Consider the following 15,632-nt stretch of genomic DNA (forward strand, 5'->3'; position numbering starts at 1 on the left):
GCTACCTTGGCGGGCTCAGGCCGTCAACATCCTATCGCGCCACGGCCCGTAACAGACGTTTGCGCGCTGCAGGAATCGCCCTGATTTCAAGCCCGGTAAAAACATGCAGCGTGTTCATATGCGGATCGACCACCGCATGATCGCTGACCCATCCCCCCATCAGAAGATAAGTGCGCAGCAAAGGCGGCATCCGCAGCATGGCCTGTTTCACATCGGGTTTACGCAGGCGCAGCGCCTGTGCGAATCGAAACACCGAGGGCGCTTTGACCCGCGGCAACCAGCGCCGCGGGGCCAGATGGCGCTCTTTCAGCATGGCGAAGGCATCAAGATAAGGATCATGCGCTGTGCCCTGAAAGGACGAACAGCCAAACAGCATCTCGATCCCGTTATCATCCACATACCGGGTCAACGCACCCCAAGCGACGCGCAGCACATCAGGGTCATGCACCTCGGGATGCAGACAAAAGCGGCCCATCTCAACCATCGGGCCGTCAAATGCGTTCAGGGCGGAAAGTTCATAGAACTGGGCCGAATAACTGCGCTCAATCTCGGCTCCACCGTTTAGATGCAGGATGCGGAAACAGCACACCAGACGCCCGCCGTTCTGCTCTTCGATCAGAAAATGCGTGCACAGATCATCAAACGGATCGCAATCGCGGCAGGCGGTATCAGGGGCTGTTGCAAAGGCCAGTCCCCGCAAAGCCTGGGCGGCCTCGATATCGGCGTGGGTTCGGGCGATGCGGGCCCTGTAGCACCCTTTGGTCAATGTCGGCATCACGAAATCCACCAGGTCGGGATGACCCTTATTTCTATCGCTCTGGAATCGTCTTTATCACATTCGTGATGACAGCGAAGTGACGCATCAGTTGAAGAGTGTGGAGGGATCGAAATTGCCGAAATTGCCAAGGATCTGACGCCAGAAGCCATTGCCCACCACGGACGAATCCGTCACCCGGCGCGACAGAGCGACAACATTGCCATCCTGCAGGCTAAAGCGTTCGATATTCTCGATCGTGTCGGACTCATCAAAACTGATCGCGAGGATCTGACGCTCCACCACTTCGGGGCGGAACATGCCCAAGGTCTTGATGCGGCTGCGTACATAGTAGTAGTCGCCCCCCGCCAAAAGCCCCGCAGACGAAGGCGGCCCGATCACGTCATCGACTGTCGCCTTGGAATCAACGCCTTCGACCAGTTCCAGCAACTCGCTGTCAGTGGGCACGTAGCCATGGTTTTGATAGGTGGCAGAACATCCCGCAACAAGGACCACAAGGCAAACAGCCAGCATGGTTTTCACCCGGTTGATGACCCCAAACATCTACGCCCCCTTGAACTTGGCACGACTTGCCTTTTATCCCGCTTACAACAAGGTGGTACATAGGTTCAAGAAAGGAAGCGCGCTGATATGGCCGACATCCCCAAAACACAGACGGTTTTGCGCGTGGCCGACCTGCCCCAGCGCAAAGGTCATGCCTTTGACCTGACACCCGACGCCGATACCTGCGCCCAGATCGCCGAGGCGCTTGATCTGTCTGGGTTGCGCAAGCTGTCCTTCGCAGGCCGCCTGCGGGCCGAGGGGCGCGATGACTGGGTGCTTGAGGGCACGCTGGGCGCGACAGCCATTCAACCTTGCGTGATTACCCTGTCCCCGGTCACCACCCGCATTGATCAGCCCGTCACCCGCCGGTTTGTACGCGATTGGGAGGTTCCAATCGAATCAGACGAGGTCGAAATGCCCGAAGATGACAGCACCGAGCCCCTGCCCGCCGAAATCGACCTGATCGCGGTGCTGAGCGAGGCACTGGCGCTGGCGCTGCCTGACTATCCACGCGCCGAGGATGCGGCCTTGGAACAAAGCACTTTTGCCGCTGAAGGCGTCGTCCCCATGAGCGATGAAGACACCAAGCCGTTTGCCGGTCTGGCCGCGCTGAAAGGCAAACTTGAAAAACCTGACGACTAAGGGCGAAAAATCGCTTGCCCTGCCACGATTTCACTGTATTTTCGCGCTCTCACCGGATTTTGGGTTGAACCGGCGGCCGCTCGCTGATTAAGAGCCGCTGAAACCCCGTGCAACAGGGCCTGCTGGCCCACAGTAAATAAAGGTTGTGACATGGCTGTCCAACAGAACAAAGTTTCCAAGTCGCGCCGCAACAACCGGCGGGCCCACGACTCGCTGGTCGCAGCGAACCCCAACGAATGCCCCAACTGCGGCGAACTCAAGCGCCCGCACCACGTCTGCTCGGCCTGCGGCCATTACGCGGATCGCGAAGTTGTCGCGCTGGTTGATGACATCGATCTGGACGAAGACGCAGCCTAAGCTGACTGGGGACAATCGCCCGCATGACCGCTAGCAAGGATCCATCCAAGGCGGGCGCAGGGCGTACCATCATCTCGGTTGACGCCATGGGTGGCGATGAGGGACCGGCGACCGTTGTCGCCGGTATTTCGCGTTCGGCTCATAAGAACCCGGATATCGGGTTTATTCTGCACGGTCCCAAGGACGAGCTGGAAAAGCTAGTCGCCAAACGCAAGAACCTGGCTGATTGCTGTGAAATCCGCGACGCGACCGAAGTGGTCACGATGGAAGACAAGCCCAGTCATGTGATGCGCAATGGCAAGAACACGTCGATGTGGTCCGCCCTTGATTCGGTGCGCAACGGCGAAGCGACCGTCTGTGTCTCCTGCGGCAATACCGGTGCGCTGATGCTGTTGTCGGTGGTGCGTCTGCGCAAGCTGGACGGCGTCTATCGCCCGGCCATCGCGGTGCTGTGGCCCTCGCGCAATCCGCAGGGCTTCAACGTGATGCTGGATGGTGGTGCCGATATCCGCGCCGATGCCAAGGACCTGATGCAATATGCGCTGATGGGCATTTCCTATGCGCGCAACGGGTTTGGCCTGAAACGCCCGCGCGTCGGCCTGCTGAATGTGGGCACCGAAGAACATAAGGGCCGCGCCGAATTGAAAGAGGCGCATGACCTGATCAAAGCCAATGCCAAACATGCCGATTTTGACTTTGTCGGATTCGTTGAGGGGCGCGATCTGCCCGGAGATGTCTGCGATGTCATCGTCACGGATGGGTTTACCGGCAATGTCGCGCTCAAAACCGGCGAAGGCACCGCCAACATGATCGGCGATCTGCTGCGCGAGGCGTTCCGATATACGATTTGGTCCCGCATGGCCTCGCTTTTGGCCTATACCTCTATGCGGAGGCTTAAAAAGCGGATTGATCCGCGACAGGTCAATGGCGGCGTGTTTCTGGGGCTGAACGGCACGGTGGTAAAATCCCACGGCTCGGCAGATGAAACGGGTGTGTCGGCAGCGGTGAAACTTGCCTTCCAGCTTGCCCAGTCCGGGTTTTCGGCCAAACTTGCCGCGCGCGTGGCATCTGCCGCGATGCTGAGCGATGATGAAGAAAATGAAAGTGATCCAACATGACCCTGCGCGCCGTTGTCGAAGGTGTCGGCCATTACCTGCCGGATCGCATTGTTCCGAATTCGGAGTTTGAGAAGACGCTCGACACGACGGACGAATGGATTCGCTCGCGCTCAGGGATCGAAAACCGGCGCTTTGCCGCCGAGGGGCAAACCACCTCCGATCTGGCCATTCGCGCCGCCAATGCGGCCATGGCCCATGCTGGCTGCACGGCCGAGGATATCGATGGCATTGTCGTGGCCACCTCAACACCCGATCTGACCTTCCCATCGGTAGGAACCATGGTGCAATCGGGCATCGGCATGACCCATGGCTTTGCCTTTGACGTACAGGCTGTCTGCGCCGGGTTTGTCTATGCGCTGACCACGGCCAATGCGATGATCGTCTCGGGCCAGGCCAAACGCATTCTGGTGATCGGTGCCGAAACCTTCAGCCGGATCATGGATTGGACGGATCGCTCCACCTGCGTGCTGTTTGGCGATGGGGCGGGCGCATTGGTTCTGAGCGCGCAAGAGGGTAAGGGTGATAACTCGGATCGCGGCATACTGGGCGCAGACCTCAATTCCGACGGGCGGTATCGCGACATGCTGTATGTGGATGGCGGTGTGTCCACCTCGGGGCAATCAGGCAAGCTGCGTATGCAGGGCAACGCCCTGTTCCGTCAGGCGGTCGACAAGCTGGCCGGCACTGCATTTGCCGCGCTGAAACAAATCGGGCTCGAGGATGACGACATCGATTGGATCGTCCCTCATCAGGCCAATATCCGCATCATTCAGGGCACCGCCAAGAAGATGGGCATCCCGATGGAGCGTGTGATTGTGACCGTTCAGGATCACGGAAATACCTCGGCAGCCTCTATTCCGCTGGCCCTGTCAGTGGGCGTGGAAGAAGGCAAAATCAAGCGTGGTGATCTGCTCTTGTCCGAAGCCATAGGCGGCGGTTTAGCCTGGGGCTCGGTGATTTTACGCTGGTGATCGGCGAAAAATCCCCGATTTCATCCGCTTAAAAGGTGCTTTTCACCCGCGATGCGTTGACTCTGAAAAACCTTCCACCCTAAAGTTGCCAAAACCAAGGGGGATGTGATGAGCGACAAGACGTTGACCAGAATGGATTTGAGCGAAGCAGTGTTTCGCGAAGTGGGCCTGTCTCGCAACGATTCCGCCCAGTTGGTGGAAACTGTGCTGAACCACATGTCTGATGCGCTGGTGGATGGCCAGCAGGTCAAAATCTCTTCTTTCGGCACGTTTTCCGTGCGCGACAAGTCGGCCCGGGTTGGCCGCAATCCGAAAACCGGCGAAGAGGTTCCGATCAATCCCCGCCGCGTCCTGACCTTCCGCCCGTCGCACCTGATGAAAGAGCGCGTCGCGGCAGGTAACAAACGCTAGGAACGCCCGACCTGATGGCCAAATCCGCCGAAGCCTTCCGCACAATCAGCGAAGTGGCCGACTGGCTGGAAACCCCAGCCCATGTCTTGCGGTTCTGGGAAAGCAAGTTCAGTCAGGTCAAACCGGTCAAACGCGCCGGGGGACGGCGGTATTATCGCCCGACCGATATGCAATTGCTGGGCGGCATCAAGAAATTGCTGCATGACGACGGCATGACGATCAAGGGCGTGCAAAAAATCCTGCGCGAAAACGGCGTCAAACATGTGGTCGCCCTGTCCCAGGCCCTGGATGAGGTGACCGAAGCCGAAGCCAGCGAACTGGCCGAAGACGTCACACCTGCCGATGAAGGGCCGGCCACTGGCACGGTTCTGTCCTTTCAGCGCGACAGCGAGGCCGGGCCGGCGGACACCAAACCGGCCAAGACCGACGCGCGTTCGGACGACACATCAACGGCCAAACCCGCACCCTCGGCCAAACCGGAATCAGCGCCCGCTCCCGAGCCGGACGCCCCCGCGTCTGAGGAAAGCACCCCCGCCCTCCCCAGCTTCATGCACCGCAGGCCAGAGCCCGAACCGGCCTCAAAGGCCGAAACGCCAACGGCAAAAGCTCCGACCAAGATCGAGGTGCCCGCTGATCCAAAAGAAGATATCGACGGCACTCCCGGTGCGTTGTCTGCCCTGGCCCGATTCGAAGGACCGATCCCCAAGACATTGGCCAGCAAGCTGGCCGATCTGCGCGATCGGCTTTCTCCGCATCTTTCCGATGGAAGTTCATAGGACAAAAAGTGGGATATCCCCCTTGCCCCTGCTGCGAAAAGCAGTATGAACGCCCTAAGTTCGGGCTATGGCGCAGCCTGGTAGCGCGTCCGTCTGGGGGACGGAAGGTCGCAGGTTCGAGTCCTGCTAGCCCGACCATTTTGAAAACCGCCCGCCCGTGTTTCGGGCGGGTGTTTTCGTAACTGGGGGCAAGACCCATGAAAACCGGTGTCTTATCGGACCGACAAATCAGACAGATGATCACCGGCGGGAGCATTGCCGCGTCCTCGCCCATCCTGAACGAACAGATTCAACCCGCCTCGCTTGATCTGCGCCTTGGTGATACGGCGTATCGCGTCCGTGCCTCGTTCCTGCCCGGTCAGGCCTCGGTGGCAGAGAGGCTGGACGAACTGACCATGCACCAAATCCCGCTGACCGGCGGGGCCGTGCTGGAAAAAGGCTGTGTCTACGTCGTGCCTTTGATGGAGCGGCTGTCCCTTCCAAAGGGCATGACGGCGGCGGCCAGCGCAAAAAGTTCGATCGGGCGGCTCGATCTGATGACCCGCGTGATCACCGATCGGGGCATCGAATTTGACCGCGTGCCCGAAGGCTATGATGGCCCGCTTTATGCCGAGCTTTGCCCGCAAAGTTTCTCGGTCGTGGCCCAACCCGGCCAACTGCTCAACCAGGTGATTTTTCGTCAAGGGAAAACCCTTCTGGATGATGACGAACTGCGCGCCGTGCACGACCGCACGCCGATTGTCACCGGTGACGCCATCATCTCGGACGGCCTTGGCTTTTCCGTCGATCTCAAACCCAGCTCCGGCGATCTGGTGGGGTATCGCGCCAAACGTCATACGGGTGTCGTGGACCTCAGCAAGCTGGCCCATTACGACCCGGCCGAATACTGGGAAGAAGTGCACACCACGGATGGCCGCATCATCCTTGATCCCGGAGCATTCTATATTCTGGTCAGCCGCGAGGCGATTGCCATTCCGCCCGATTGTGCGGCGGAAATGGCGCCTTATCTGGCCATGGTAGGGGAATTCCGGGTGCATTATGCAGGGTTCTTCGACCCCGGCTTTGGCTATGACGCCGCTGGTGGCAGCGGATCGCGCGGTGTGCTGGAAGTGCGCTGCCACGAGGCCCCGTTCGTGCTGGAGCACGGTCAGGTGGTCGGACGACTGGTCTATGAACGCATGTCCGAGACGCCCGAGCAGCTATACGGCACGGACATCGCGTCGAACTATCAGGGTCAGGGCCTGAAACTGTCGAAACACTTTAAAGTCTAGAATTTGCTCATCCGGCGGGTGGTTTTCATCGTCTGACGCATGCGCTTCTGCGTTTCTGCCGTGTCCTGGGCCGGTGCATCGCTGTTATCGCCCTTTGACATCTTGTTGCTCACGGCATTCATCCCGGCATTTACGCCGTCATTGATGACTCTGCGCATCACCAGACGCACGACCATGTTGATAATTTGATTGGCGTTCATTGCGCCCTCCTATTCCTGCCTCTCAGCGTTATCTAACACCAAATCATGAAATTTTCAGGGCAGATATCCTGTTTTCCCGAATTTTGGGCGGTCTGCTGCCTGTCGGACTCAGTCTTCGAACAGCTCGTTCTGGCCTTCGGTGCTTTCTTCCTCGCCATCCACATCGCCCTCGCCCAGTTGCGGCATCGAACCCGGCGGCGGGCGATTTTCCAACAATCCGGCGGCCCGCAATTCCTTGAGACCCGGCAGGTCGCGCGCATTTTCCAGCCCGAAATGATCCAGAAATTCCTGCGTCACAACAAAGGTCACCGGGCGGCCCGGCGTCATACGACGGCGACCGAAGCGAATCCACTCCATTTCCAAAAGCTGATCCACCGTCCCCCGGCTGACCGACACGCCTCGGATTTCTTCAATCTCGGCACGGGTGACGGGCTGATGATAGGCGATGATCGCCAGCGTTTCGATCGCCGCACGGGAAAGCTTGCGGGTCTCAACCGTCTCCCGTTGCATCAGGAATCCCAGATCAGGGGCCGTGCGGATCGCCCAGGCATCACCCACGCGCACCACGTTCACGCCGCGTCCCTCGTAACGTTTGCGCAAATGCACCAGCGCTTCGGCCGGATCGCTGCCATGGGGCATCCGCGATTCAAGTTCGCGGGTCGTGATGGGTTCGGCCGTGGCAAAAAGGATCGCCTCGACCATACGCTCCTGCTCTCCCATGGGGGGCGCCTCGAACAGGCTTTCTTCTTTTTCTTCAATTTCTTCTGTCATACTCTTAATCCTTACGCCGCAACTCCAGCGGCGCGAAATTCTCACTCTGGCGCAATTCCACCTTGCCCTCTTTCGCCAGCTCCAGCGAGGCAGCAAAGGTCGAGGCCGTGGCGCTGCGACGCCGCGCCGGATCGGTCGTAAACCCGTCCGGCAGATAAGTTGCGATATCCGTCCATGTGCCGGCAAAGCCGATCAGCCCACGCATCCGCTCAAGCGCCTGTTCCAGCGTGAACACCGCGTCGCGATCCATCACGTAGGGGCGGAATTCGTCCTTGGTGCGAATGCGCGCATAACCCTGCATCAGGTCCAGCAACGTGGCGGTATAGGTAACTTTTCGCACCTGCGTGACATCCTCGGGGATGCCGCGGGCAAAGAAATCGCGCCCCAGCTGGTCCCGCGCCATCAGCTTGGCAGCGGTTTCGCGCATCGCCTGCAACCGCTCCAGCTGAAACGCCAGATGCGCGGCCAGTTCTTCGCCCGATGGCCCCTCTTCTTCGGGGTCGGGCGGCAGTAACAGGCGGGATTTCAGGAAGGCCAGCCAGGCCGCCATCACCAGATAGTCGGCGGCCAACTCGATGCGTAGTTGTTTGGCCTTTTCCACGAAGGCAAGATATTGCTTAGCCAACGCCAGAACCGAGATTTTGCGCAAATCCACCTTCTGCGTGCGCCCCAGCGTCAGCAATAGGTCCAGCGGGCCTTCAAACCCGTCCACGTCAACGATCAACGCCTCGGCGGCCATCCGCTCGGCAACGTTGTCGATCCGCTCCATTTCCTCGAAACTGTCCTCAGACATCATCCTGCCCGCTCATGATGGCCGACAGCTTTGCCTCTAGCGCGGGAATGTCAACCTCATCAGGGGTTTTGCGGGCGGCAAGCGCCCGTTCTGCCCGGGCTTGGGCAGTTTCGCTCATCTCGCCAGATGCTTCGGCCGTGGCCACGCGTTCGGCAAAGGTGCCGTTGCAATGCAGAACCACGTCGCAACCCGCCGACAGCGAGCCGCGCGCGATGTCTGCCAGAGACCCCGACAGCGCCTTCATCGAAATATCATCGGTCATGATCAGCCCGTCAAAGCCGATTTCCTCCCGGATGATCTGCATCACGGTGGATGACGTGGTGGCCGGCCCATTGCCCAGACGGGAATAAACCAGATGCGCGGTCATCCCCAGGGGCAGATCATTCAGCGCGCGGAACGGCGCGAAATCAGTATCCGAGAGGTCTTCGGGATCGGCATCCACCACCGGCAGGTCCAGATGGCTGTCTACCACGGCGCGGCCATGGCCCGGGATATGTTTGACCACCGGCAACACACCACCATCCAGATGGGCATCGGCCACGGCACGGCCAATCTCAGCCACAGCATCAGCCTCAAACCCATAGCATCGGTTTTGCAGGAACGGATGCGTGTCCGGTCCAGCCACGTCCACAAGGGGCGCGCAATTGCTGTCGATGCCAAGGGCGCGCAACTCATCCGCGATGATGCGATAGCGCAGATACATCACCTCGGCGGCCCGGTCACCCGCACCCTGCACCTGCTCCAGCGGGGGCAGCCATTCGCGCCACTGGGGGCCGCGCAGGCGCTGCACGCGCCCGCCTTCCTGATCGATCGTGATCGGACAATCCCGCCCCACAGCCTCGCGCAGGTCACCGCACAGGGCGCGGACCTGATCGGGCGTGTCGATATTGCGGGCAAACAGAATAAACCCGAACGGGTTCACATCGCGAAACAACGCCTTTTCATCCGATCTCAGACGCAGCTCGTCCGCATCCAAAATCGTCGCGCCAAATCTTGTCACCGTGTAACCACCGGAATACATTCCGCTTTTTCGGCCACAAGGGCCGAGCAGAACCGCCGTGCATCGCTGAGATCAGCAAAGCCCATGGCGCGCAGGCGATAGAAGGTGCGCCCGCCGCTGGTCGCCTTTTGCACGACGCGGTCCTTGCCTTCCAGATACTCACTGAACTGGCCTTGCAGCCGGTCCCACTCGGCGCGGGCCACCTCGGCACTTTCAAACGCACCCAGCTGCGCCAGGCGAGTGCCCGCCGGGATCGCGGCGGGGTCAATGTCGGAGGGGCCGGACGCCGGTTGCACTGCGCTGGTTTGCTGCACATTGCTCAGCGTGGCGGGGCGCAGCTTGGGGCGCAGGGACCGGCCCAATCCCCCCTCGACTTCGGACTGCGCGGCGATTGCGGCCAACACTTCGGGGGCTACATCCGTGACAGTGTCATCCGTGGCGGCGTCATCCGTGGCAGTCTCAGGCGCAGCTTCGGGGGCCGGCTCCAACTCCTGCAAAGGTGTGACACCTTCGGACAATTGCGTGGCCAGTTGTTCAACCGCAGCCAGTTGCAGGTCTTCGGGGTTCACAACATTCGTCGTCTCGGGTTCGTCTGCAGGCTGGCTTGGCGTGCTGGCCGCCTCTTGGGTGATGCCCTGCCCGACCGACGGCAAGGCTTCGTCCTCGACAGTCAGTTCCAAAGGTGCCGGGGCCAGCACAAGGCGATCCGCCGGATCCGCCGCGGTGCCTTCAGCGGCCACACCGTTCACACTAAGGCCCTGATGCTGGGCCTGCTGTCCGCCGGGATTTTCCGGTTGAACGCGCATCGGCCCTTCGGCGGCGCGCACCACAGGCACACCGCTGACATCGCGCATCAGAAGCTGATAACTCCACACGCCGATGCCCACCAGCAAAGCCAAAGAGGCAGCCGCCCCCATTAAATTGGTCAGTGTCGAAATAGATGATCTTTGCCCGGTTGCGGGGCCCCGCATGTCCTGCATCTGCGCCATATCTCGCCTCGTGTTCTCCGGCGATTATGGAACGCCGGGGATAAGTTCTGCCTCATCATCCCCGAACCGTGCAGTTTCTTACCGCATCTCTTCCGCCGGAGTTACGCCCAGAATACCAAGACCTGCAGAAATAACAACGGTTACGGCGCGTGCGAGCGCGATTTTCGCCTGTGTGGCAGCCGGATCAGCCTCACCCAGGAAACGCAGGGCGGGTTGATCATTGCCCCGGTTCCAAAGCGCGTGCAATTCACTGGCCAGATCGTAGAGGTAAAAGGCCACGCGGTGCGGCTCGTTCGTGCGCCCGGCGATTTCGACCAGACGGGGCCATTCGGCGACCTTCTTGGCCACTGAAAGCTGCGCCTCGTCCGTCAATTGCTCAAGGTCCGCAGCGGCCAAAGTGGCATCGGCCACGTCAATTTTGGCCTCGCGTGCCTTGCGCAGCACCGAGTTGACCCGCGCATTGGCATACTGGACGTAGAAAACCGGGTTGTCCTTGGATTGCTCCAGCACCTTGTCGAAATCAAAATCCAGCGGCGCATCATTCTTGCGGGTCAGCATGTGGAAGCGCGTGACATCCGCGCCCACCTGATCGACCACGTCGCGCAGGGTCACGAAAGTGCCCGCACGCTTGGACATCTTGAACGGCTCGCCATTCTTGTAAAGCTTCACCAGCTGGGTCAGCTTGATGTCCAGCGGCACCTTGCCATCCGACAGCGCCGAGACAGCCGCTTTCATCCGTTTGACATAACCACCGTGATCGGCGCCAAATACATCAATAAGGGCATCGAACCCCCTGGAAACCTTATCATAATGATAAGCGATGTCAGGCGCGAAATAGGTCCAGCTGCCATCGGATTTCTTCACCGGGCGGTCCACGTCATCGCCATGTTCGGTGGACTTGAACAGGGTCTGCTCACGCGGCTCCCAATCCTCGGGTTTCTTGCCCTTGGGCGGCTCCAGCACGCCTTCATAGATCAGGCCTTTACTCGCCAGGTCTTCCAGCGCCGCTTCGATCCGGCCCGTGCCATAGAGCGACTTTTCCGAATAGAACTGGTCCATATGCACGCCAAGCGCGGCCAGATCATCCCTGACCAACGCCATCATCGCATCGGTGGCGTAATTGCGCACCTCTTCAAGCCAGACGCTTTCGGGCTGATCGACATAAGCGTCGCCCACCTTGTCTTTCAGGGCTTCACCCACGGCGATCAGGTAATCACCCGGATAGGTCCCGTCTTCAAAGGCAACCGCCTGCCCATGGGCTTCCAGATAGCGCAGGTAGACCGAGCGGGCCAACACATCGACCTGCCCGCCCCCATCGTTGATGTAATACTCGCGCGTCACCTCATAGCCGACGAAATCCAGCAGGCTGGCCAGCGCATCGCCAAACACCGCACCCCGTGTGTGGCCGACATGCAAAGGCCCGGTCGGGTTGGCCGACACATACTCGACATTCACCCGTCTGCCCTGCCCCATATCCGAGCGCCCAAAGCCATCGCCCGTCTGCAAGGCCGCCTTCACCACCCCGTGCCAGACCGACGCATCCAACCGAAGGTTCAGAAAACCGGGACCGGCGACATCGGCGGCGGTGATCCGAGCATCCTCCACCAGACGCGCGGCCAGCGCCTCGGCAATATCACGCGGCTTGGCACCGGCGGGCTTGGCCAGCACCATCGCGGCATTGGTCGCCATGTCGCCATGGGCCGCATCGCGCGGAGGTTCGACCGCAACATTTGCAAAGTCCAGACCCGCAGGCAGATCACCTGCCTCCTGCATTGCCCCAAGGGCCTCAAGAACAAGGCTGCGGATATCGGTAAACAGATTCATCGGGCGTTCCTTTGTGGCGTTGCGCGTCGGTACCCCATTGGCAACGCGAAGGTCAATCGCCCTGCGCCTGAAGCCCCAGCAAACTGCCTGAAAGATGTGGCGACGGGGGCCCGGTTAACCATGTTACCACGCGCAGAAGGTTGGTTGTGATGGTGGCGCTGCTTTGGGCAGGCAAACGGACCGCATTCACAGTGACACCCGTGCCTTCAAAATCCGACTGCAAGGTTCTGGCCAGCCGTTCAAGTGCCGGCAGAAACGCGCGCTGCCGGGGCTTTGCGGCATCCGGCATGTCCTGGAACAAAACCACCACGCGGCTCTGCCCCGCTTTCAATCCCGGACTCAGGCGGTTGTTCCATGACAGGACCGATGGAATCGCCTTGGCAAGATCGTTGATATGGCGCAGGGGTTGAAGGTGGATCAGCACATTCAGAGGCTCGTCCTGCCATATATTCGCGAACAAGGCTGTCTGATCCGGATCAAGGATGTCCAGTCGCAAAGGATCAATGCGTTCGGGATCACGGGCGGCAATATCCAGCACGCGGCACTCATTTCGATCAATGGCAACCACTCTGGCGCCCGCGCTGGCAAATCCAGACGCCAGGGCATCACCGGCCGGACATCCCGCACCGGCAAGCACCACGGTCTTGCCGTTAAAAGTGTAACGCTCCCTCACCCCGAAAACTCAGTCTATAAGGCCCTTCCCGCCGAAAAGGTTAACAGCCTTCGGACATCGCGACAAATGCGCCGCGGATCAGGGAGGAAAAGGTTATGCCCCGCCGCGCTCACCCGCCCCGCCGGGACCGCCCAACAGCCGGGCATGGGCCTGCAACGCAAAACGGTCCGTCATGCCCGCGATGTAATCGCTGACCAGCCGGGCCAAAGCTGTCTGATCGGTGGCCGCGACCACATCGTCCTGCCACCGTTTGGGCAGATGGCTGGGGTCTGACAGGTAATAGGGGAACAACTCTTCAACGACAGCCGTTACGCGCTCGCGCATTGCCACAACTTCGGGCGCGCGGTACATGTGTTTGAACAAAAATGCGCGGATCACTTTCAGATCGGCCCAGAGTGCGTCAGAAAACCGAACCACCGGATGGCCCAGATGGCGCACAGCGTGTGACGAATCCGGGTTGTGCTGCGTCAAAATCGCCTTGGACGTTGCAATCACATCTTCGACCATCACGCCAAAGACCCGGCGCAGGGCTTCGTGCCGACGCCGATAGGAATCAAGGCCGGGATAGTGGCGATCAACGGCGTCATAGCACGGCCCGATCACCGGCAAGGCGTGGATCTCGTCTTCTGAAAACAGCCCGGCCCGCAGCCCGTCATGCAGATCGTGATTGTTATAGGCGATGTCGTCAGCCAGCGCGGCAACCTGCGCCTCGGCACTGGCATGGGTGTGCAGTTCCAGATCGTGCAGCGCGTTGTAATCGGCCAGAGCGTAGGGCAAATCGCCCGTCACCGGGCCGTTATGCTTAGCGATCCCCTCCAAGGTATCCCAGGTCAGGTTCAGCCCGTCGAAATCCGCATAATGGCGTTCCAGCGCGGTGACGATCCGCACCGCCTGCGCATTGTGATCAAACCCGCCATATGGGGTCATCAACGCATCCAGTGCATCCTCGCCCGTATGGCCAAAGGGCGTGTGCCCCAGATCATGGGCCAGCGCGACCGCTTCGGTCAGCTCGCCATTGAGGTGCAGCGCCCCAGCAATGGTGCGCGCCACCTGTGCCACCTCGATGGAATGGGTCAGACGGGTGCGAAAATAATCACCCTCATGTTCGACGAACACCTGTGTCTTGTGCTTGAGGCGGCGAAAGGCGCTGGAATGGATGATCCGGTCACGATCCCGTTGAAAACACGAACGAAACGCGCTTTCCTCTTCCGCCACCAACCGCCCACGCGTGGCCTGCGGCGTCATTGCAAATGGCGCATACATTTCTGCCGGTATCCTTGCCGCCTGTTCCCTTCTTTCTTATATTGCATCACAGGACGAGTTGAAACACTCAGGAGCGACCCCGATGAACCTGCCCCCCAAAGTGACCGAACGCGCGTTTGAGCGTCTGGCCGAGATCGGTGCCCATGACCAGGGTCAGGCGTTGCGCGTGGCGGTTGAGGGCGGCGGATGCTCGGGCTTTCACTATGATATCAAGCTGGATGATCCGACCGAGGACGATCTGGTGCTGGAGGGCAAAGGCCAGAAGGTCGTGGTTGATTCCGTCTCGCTGCCGTTTCTGGCCGGGGCCGTGATTGATTTCAGCGAAGAACTAATCGGCGCGCGGTTTGTAATCGACAATCCGAATGCATCCTCGTCCTGTGGCTGTGGCACATCGTTTTCGATGTAACTTGCACCCGTCCCTCCCCTGCGCAATAGATTAGACGCAATCGAGAGGGCCACCCATGAAAATCGCCAGTTTCAACATCAACGGCATCAAGGCCCGGATCAACGCCCTCAGCGATTGGCTTTCCGAGGCCCAACCCGATGTGGCCCTGCTGCAAGAGATCAAATCGGTCGACGAGGGCTTTCCACGCGAACATTTCGAGGACATGGGATATCGCGTCGAAACCCATGGCCAGAAAAGCTTTAACGGGGTGGCGATCCTGTCGAAACTGCCGTTGGAAGATGTCACACGCGGCCTGCCCGGCGATGATGCGGATGAACAGGCCCGCTGGATCGAAGCCACGGTGATCGGCGACAAAGGGGCGGTACGGGTCTGCGGGCTTTACCTGCCCAATGGCAACCCATGTCCGGGGCCGAAATACGACTATAAGCTCGCCTGGATGGAACGGCTTTATACGCGTGCGCAGGAATTGATGGCCAGCGAAGAACCGGCTCTGATGGCCGGGGATTACAATATCATCCCGCAGGACGAAGACGCCAAGCGCCCCGAAGTCTGGCAGGAAGATGCGCTGGCCCGCCCCGAAAGCCGCGCCGCGTTTCGCCGGATCGTCAATCTGGGATTTACCGAAGCGTTCCGCGCCCGCACCCAGGGGCCGGGGCATTTCACGTTCTGGGACTATCAGGCCGGCGCATGGAACCGCGATGACGGGATCAGGATCGACCATTTCCTGCTGACCCCGCAGGCGGCCGATCTGATGCGGGACTGCCAGATCGACAAGGACATCCGCGCGCGGGAAAAACCGTCAGACCATGTTCCGATCTGGGTTGATCTGGACGCTTAACCAGCGCCGGA

19 protein-coding genes and 1 tRNA gene are annotated in these 15,632 nt (G+C 60.1%); 10 read left to right on the forward strand and 10 right to left on the reverse strand.

Going from position 1 to position 15,632, the window contains the following annotated elements:
* Positions 1 to 31: 31 nt before the first annotated feature.
* Entirely contained in the window at positions 32 to 775 is a 744-nt protein-coding gene (locus V6N02_RS05265) for a GNAT family N-acetyltransferase (protein WP_371224440.1), read from the reverse strand.
* An 87-nt stretch (positions 776 to 862) separates the two neighbouring features.
* Positions 863 to 1,318, reverse strand: coding sequence for an outer membrane protein assembly factor BamE (locus tag V6N02_RS05270; RefSeq protein ID WP_371224441.1), 456 nt, complete (start codon positions 1,316 to 1,318; stop codon positions 863 to 865).
* Positions 1,319 to 1,405: 87 nt separating this feature from the next.
* Between V6N02_RS05270 and V6N02_RS05275 the strand changes: the two genes are divergently transcribed.
* The 8 genes from V6N02_RS05275 to V6N02_RS05310 all read left to right on the forward strand — a co-directional run bounded on the left by V6N02_RS05275 (position 1,406) and on the right by V6N02_RS05310 (position 6,864).
* A complete protein-coding gene (locus tag V6N02_RS05275; RefSeq protein ID WP_371224442.1) occupies positions 1,406 to 1,960 on the forward strand; it encodes a YceD family protein in 555 nt (184 codons plus the stop codon).
* Positions 1,961 to 2,110: 150 nt separating this feature from the next.
* Positions 2,111 to 2,317: a 50S ribosomal protein L32 gene (rpmF, locus tag V6N02_RS05280; protein ID WP_371224443.1), complete on the forward strand. Its 207-nt coding sequence runs from the start codon at positions 2,111 to 2,113 to the stop codon at positions 2,315 to 2,317.
* Between the two features lie 23 nt (positions 2,318 to 2,340).
* On the forward strand, positions 2,341 to 3,435 hold the full coding sequence (plsX, locus tag V6N02_RS05285) for a phosphate acyltransferase PlsX (RefSeq protein WP_371224444.1): 1,095 nt from the start codon (positions 2,341 to 2,343) through the stop codon (positions 3,433 to 3,435).
* On the forward strand, positions 3,432 to 4,406 hold the full coding sequence (locus V6N02_RS05290) for a beta-ketoacyl-ACP synthase III (protein WP_371224445.1): 975 nt from the start codon (positions 3,432 to 3,434) through the stop codon (positions 4,404 to 4,406). The genes plsX and V6N02_RS05290 overlap by 4 nt, the downstream gene beginning before the upstream one ends.
* A gap of 108 nt (positions 4,407 to 4,514) precedes the next feature.
* Entirely contained in the window at positions 4,515 to 4,817 is a 303-nt protein-coding gene (ihfA, locus tag V6N02_RS05295; RefSeq protein ID WP_371224446.1) for an integration host factor subunit alpha, read from the forward strand.
* Positions 4,818 to 4,831: 14 nt separating this feature from the next.
* Complete coding sequence (locus V6N02_RS05300) at positions 4,832 to 5,593, forward strand: MerR family transcriptional regulator (RefSeq protein ID WP_371224447.1); 762 nt, start codon at positions 4,832 to 4,834, stop codon at positions 5,591 to 5,593.
* Positions 5,594 to 5,654: 61 nt separating this feature from the next.
* Positions 5,655 to 5,731, forward strand: a tRNA-Pro gene (locus V6N02_RS05305).
* Positions 5,732 to 5,790: 59 nt separating this feature from the next.
* Positions 5,791 to 6,864 carry a 2'-deoxycytidine 5'-triphosphate deaminase gene (locus tag V6N02_RS05310; RefSeq protein WP_371224448.1) on the forward strand — a complete coding sequence of 358 codons (1,074 nt, stop codon included), beginning with the start codon at positions 5,791 to 5,793 and terminating at the stop codon, positions 6,862 to 6,864.
* Here V6N02_RS05310 and V6N02_RS05315 read toward each other — a convergent pair.
* The 8 genes from V6N02_RS05315 to V6N02_RS05350 form a co-directional block, all read right to left on the reverse strand.
* Positions 6,861 to 7,064 carry a hypothetical protein gene (locus tag V6N02_RS05315; RefSeq protein ID WP_371224449.1) on the reverse strand — a complete coding sequence of 68 codons (204 nt, stop codon included), beginning with the start codon at positions 7,062 to 7,064 and terminating at the stop codon, positions 6,861 to 6,863. The two genes, V6N02_RS05310 and V6N02_RS05315, sit on opposite strands and share 4 nt — an antisense overlap.
* 108 nt (positions 7,065 to 7,172) lie before the next feature.
* On the reverse strand, positions 7,173 to 7,835 hold the full coding sequence (gene scpB, locus V6N02_RS05320) for an SMC-Scp complex subunit ScpB (protein ID WP_371224451.1): 663 nt from the start codon (positions 7,833 to 7,835) through the stop codon (positions 7,173 to 7,175).
* Positions 7,836 to 7,839: 4 nt separating this feature from the next.
* Positions 7,840 to 8,628, reverse strand: a complete 789-nt coding sequence (locus V6N02_RS05325) for a segregation and condensation protein A (protein WP_371224452.1) — start codon at positions 8,626 to 8,628, stop codon at positions 7,840 to 7,842.
* On the reverse strand, positions 8,621 to 9,649 hold the full coding sequence (locus V6N02_RS05330) for a glycoside hydrolase family 3 N-terminal domain-containing protein (RefSeq protein WP_371224453.1): 1,029 nt from the start codon (positions 9,647 to 9,649) through the stop codon (positions 8,621 to 8,623). The genes V6N02_RS05325 and V6N02_RS05330 overlap by 8 nt, the downstream gene beginning before the upstream one ends.
* Positions 9,625 to 10,617 carry an SPOR domain-containing protein gene (locus V6N02_RS05335; protein ID WP_371224454.1) on the reverse strand — a complete coding sequence of 331 codons (993 nt, stop codon included), beginning with the start codon at positions 10,615 to 10,617 and terminating at the stop codon, positions 9,625 to 9,627. The genes V6N02_RS05330 and V6N02_RS05335 overlap by 25 nt, the downstream gene beginning before the upstream one ends.
* Before the next feature lie 78 nt (positions 10,618 to 10,695).
* Entirely contained in the window at positions 10,696 to 12,441 is a 1,746-nt protein-coding gene (gene argS / locus V6N02_RS05340; RefSeq protein ID WP_371224455.1) for an arginine--tRNA ligase, read from the reverse strand.
* 52 nt (positions 12,442 to 12,493) lie between these two features.
* A complete protein-coding gene (locus V6N02_RS05345) occupies positions 12,494 to 13,114 on the reverse strand; it encodes a hypothetical protein (RefSeq protein WP_371224456.1) in 621 nt (206 codons plus the stop codon).
* 93 nt (positions 13,115 to 13,207) lie between these two features.
* Positions 13,208 to 14,377: a deoxyguanosinetriphosphate triphosphohydrolase gene (locus tag V6N02_RS05350; protein ID WP_371224457.1), complete on the reverse strand. Its 1,170-nt coding sequence runs from the start codon at positions 14,375 to 14,377 to the stop codon at positions 13,208 to 13,210.
* 82 nt (positions 14,378 to 14,459) lie between these two features.
* Between V6N02_RS05350 and V6N02_RS05355 the strand changes: the two genes are divergently transcribed.
* Both V6N02_RS05355 and xth read left to right on the forward strand, forming a co-directional pair.
* Positions 14,460 to 14,783: a HesB/IscA family protein gene (locus V6N02_RS05355; protein ID WP_371224458.1), complete on the forward strand. Its 324-nt coding sequence runs from the start codon at positions 14,460 to 14,462 to the stop codon at positions 14,781 to 14,783.
* A 55-nt stretch (positions 14,784 to 14,838) separates the two neighbouring features.
* Positions 14,839 to 15,621, forward strand: a complete 783-nt coding sequence (gene xth / locus V6N02_RS05360; RefSeq protein ID WP_371224459.1) for an exodeoxyribonuclease III — start codon at positions 14,839 to 14,841, stop codon at positions 15,619 to 15,621.
* The last annotated feature ends 11 nt before the right edge of the window (positions 15,622 to 15,632 follow it).

It is taken from the genome of Roseovarius conchicola, assembly GCF_041403425.1.
Taxonomy (GTDB): Bacteria; Pseudomonadota; Alphaproteobacteria; order Rhodobacterales; family Rhodobacteraceae; genus Roseovarius; species Roseovarius conchicola.

Bases quoted from the DNA above. Each gene is read 5' to 3' on its own strand.
- V6N02_RS05265 (WP_371224440.1), bottom strand. From the start codon at position 775: ATGCCGACATTGACCAAAGGGTGCTACAGGGCCCGCATCGCCCGAACC.
- V6N02_RS05270 (WP_371224441.1), bottom strand. From the start codon at position 1,318: ATGTTTGGGGTCATCAACCGGGTGAAAACCATGCTGGCTGTTTGCCTT.
- V6N02_RS05275 (WP_371224442.1), top strand. From the start codon at position 1,406: ATGGCCGACATCCCCAAAACACAGACGGTTTTGCGCGTGGCCGACCTG.
- rpmF (WP_371224443.1), top strand. From the start codon at position 2,111: ATGGCTGTCCAACAGAACAAAGTTTCCAAGTCGCGCCGCAACAACCGG.
- plsX (WP_371224444.1), top strand. From the start codon at position 2,341: ATGACCGCTAGCAAGGATCCATCCAAGGCGGGCGCAGGGCGTACCATC.
- V6N02_RS05290 (WP_371224445.1), top strand. From the start codon at position 3,432: ATGACCCTGCGCGCCGTTGTCGAAGGTGTCGGCCATTACCTGCCGGAT.
- ihfA (WP_371224446.1), top strand. From the start codon at position 4,515: ATGAGCGACAAGACGTTGACCAGAATGGATTTGAGCGAAGCAGTGTTT.
- V6N02_RS05300 (WP_371224447.1), top strand. From the start codon at position 4,832: ATGGCCAAATCCGCCGAAGCCTTCCGCACAATCAGCGAAGTGGCCGAC.
- V6N02_RS05310 (WP_371224448.1), top strand. From the start codon at position 5,791: ATGAAAACCGGTGTCTTATCGGACCGACAAATCAGACAGATGATCACC.
- V6N02_RS05315 (WP_371224449.1), bottom strand. From the start codon at position 7,064: ATGAACGCCAATCAAATTATCAACATGGTCGTGCGTCTGGTGATGCGC.
- scpB (WP_371224451.1), bottom strand. From the start codon at position 7,835: ATGACAGAAGAAATTGAAGAAAAAGAAGAAAGCCTGTTCGAGGCGCCC.
- V6N02_RS05325 (WP_371224452.1), bottom strand. From the start codon at position 8,628: ATGTCTGAGGACAGTTTCGAGGAAATGGAGCGGATCGACAACGTTGCC.
- V6N02_RS05330 (WP_371224453.1), bottom strand. From the start codon at position 9,649: ATGTATTCCGGTGGTTACACGGTGACAAGATTTGGCGCGACGATTTTG.
- V6N02_RS05335 (WP_371224454.1), bottom strand. From the start codon at position 10,617: ATGGCGCAGATGCAGGACATGCGGGGCCCCGCAACCGGGCAAAGATCA.
- argS (WP_371224455.1), bottom strand. From the start codon at position 12,441: ATGAATCTGTTTACCGATATCCGCAGCCTTGTTCTTGAGGCCCTTGGG.
- V6N02_RS05350 (WP_371224457.1), bottom strand. From the start codon at position 14,377: ATGTATGCGCCATTTGCAATGACGCCGCAGGCCACGCGTGGGCGGTTG.
- V6N02_RS05355 (WP_371224458.1), top strand. From the start codon at position 14,460: ATGAACCTGCCCCCCAAAGTGACCGAACGCGCGTTTGAGCGTCTGGCC.
- xth (WP_371224459.1), top strand. From the start codon at position 14,839: ATGAAAATCGCCAGTTTCAACATCAACGGCATCAAGGCCCGGATCAAC.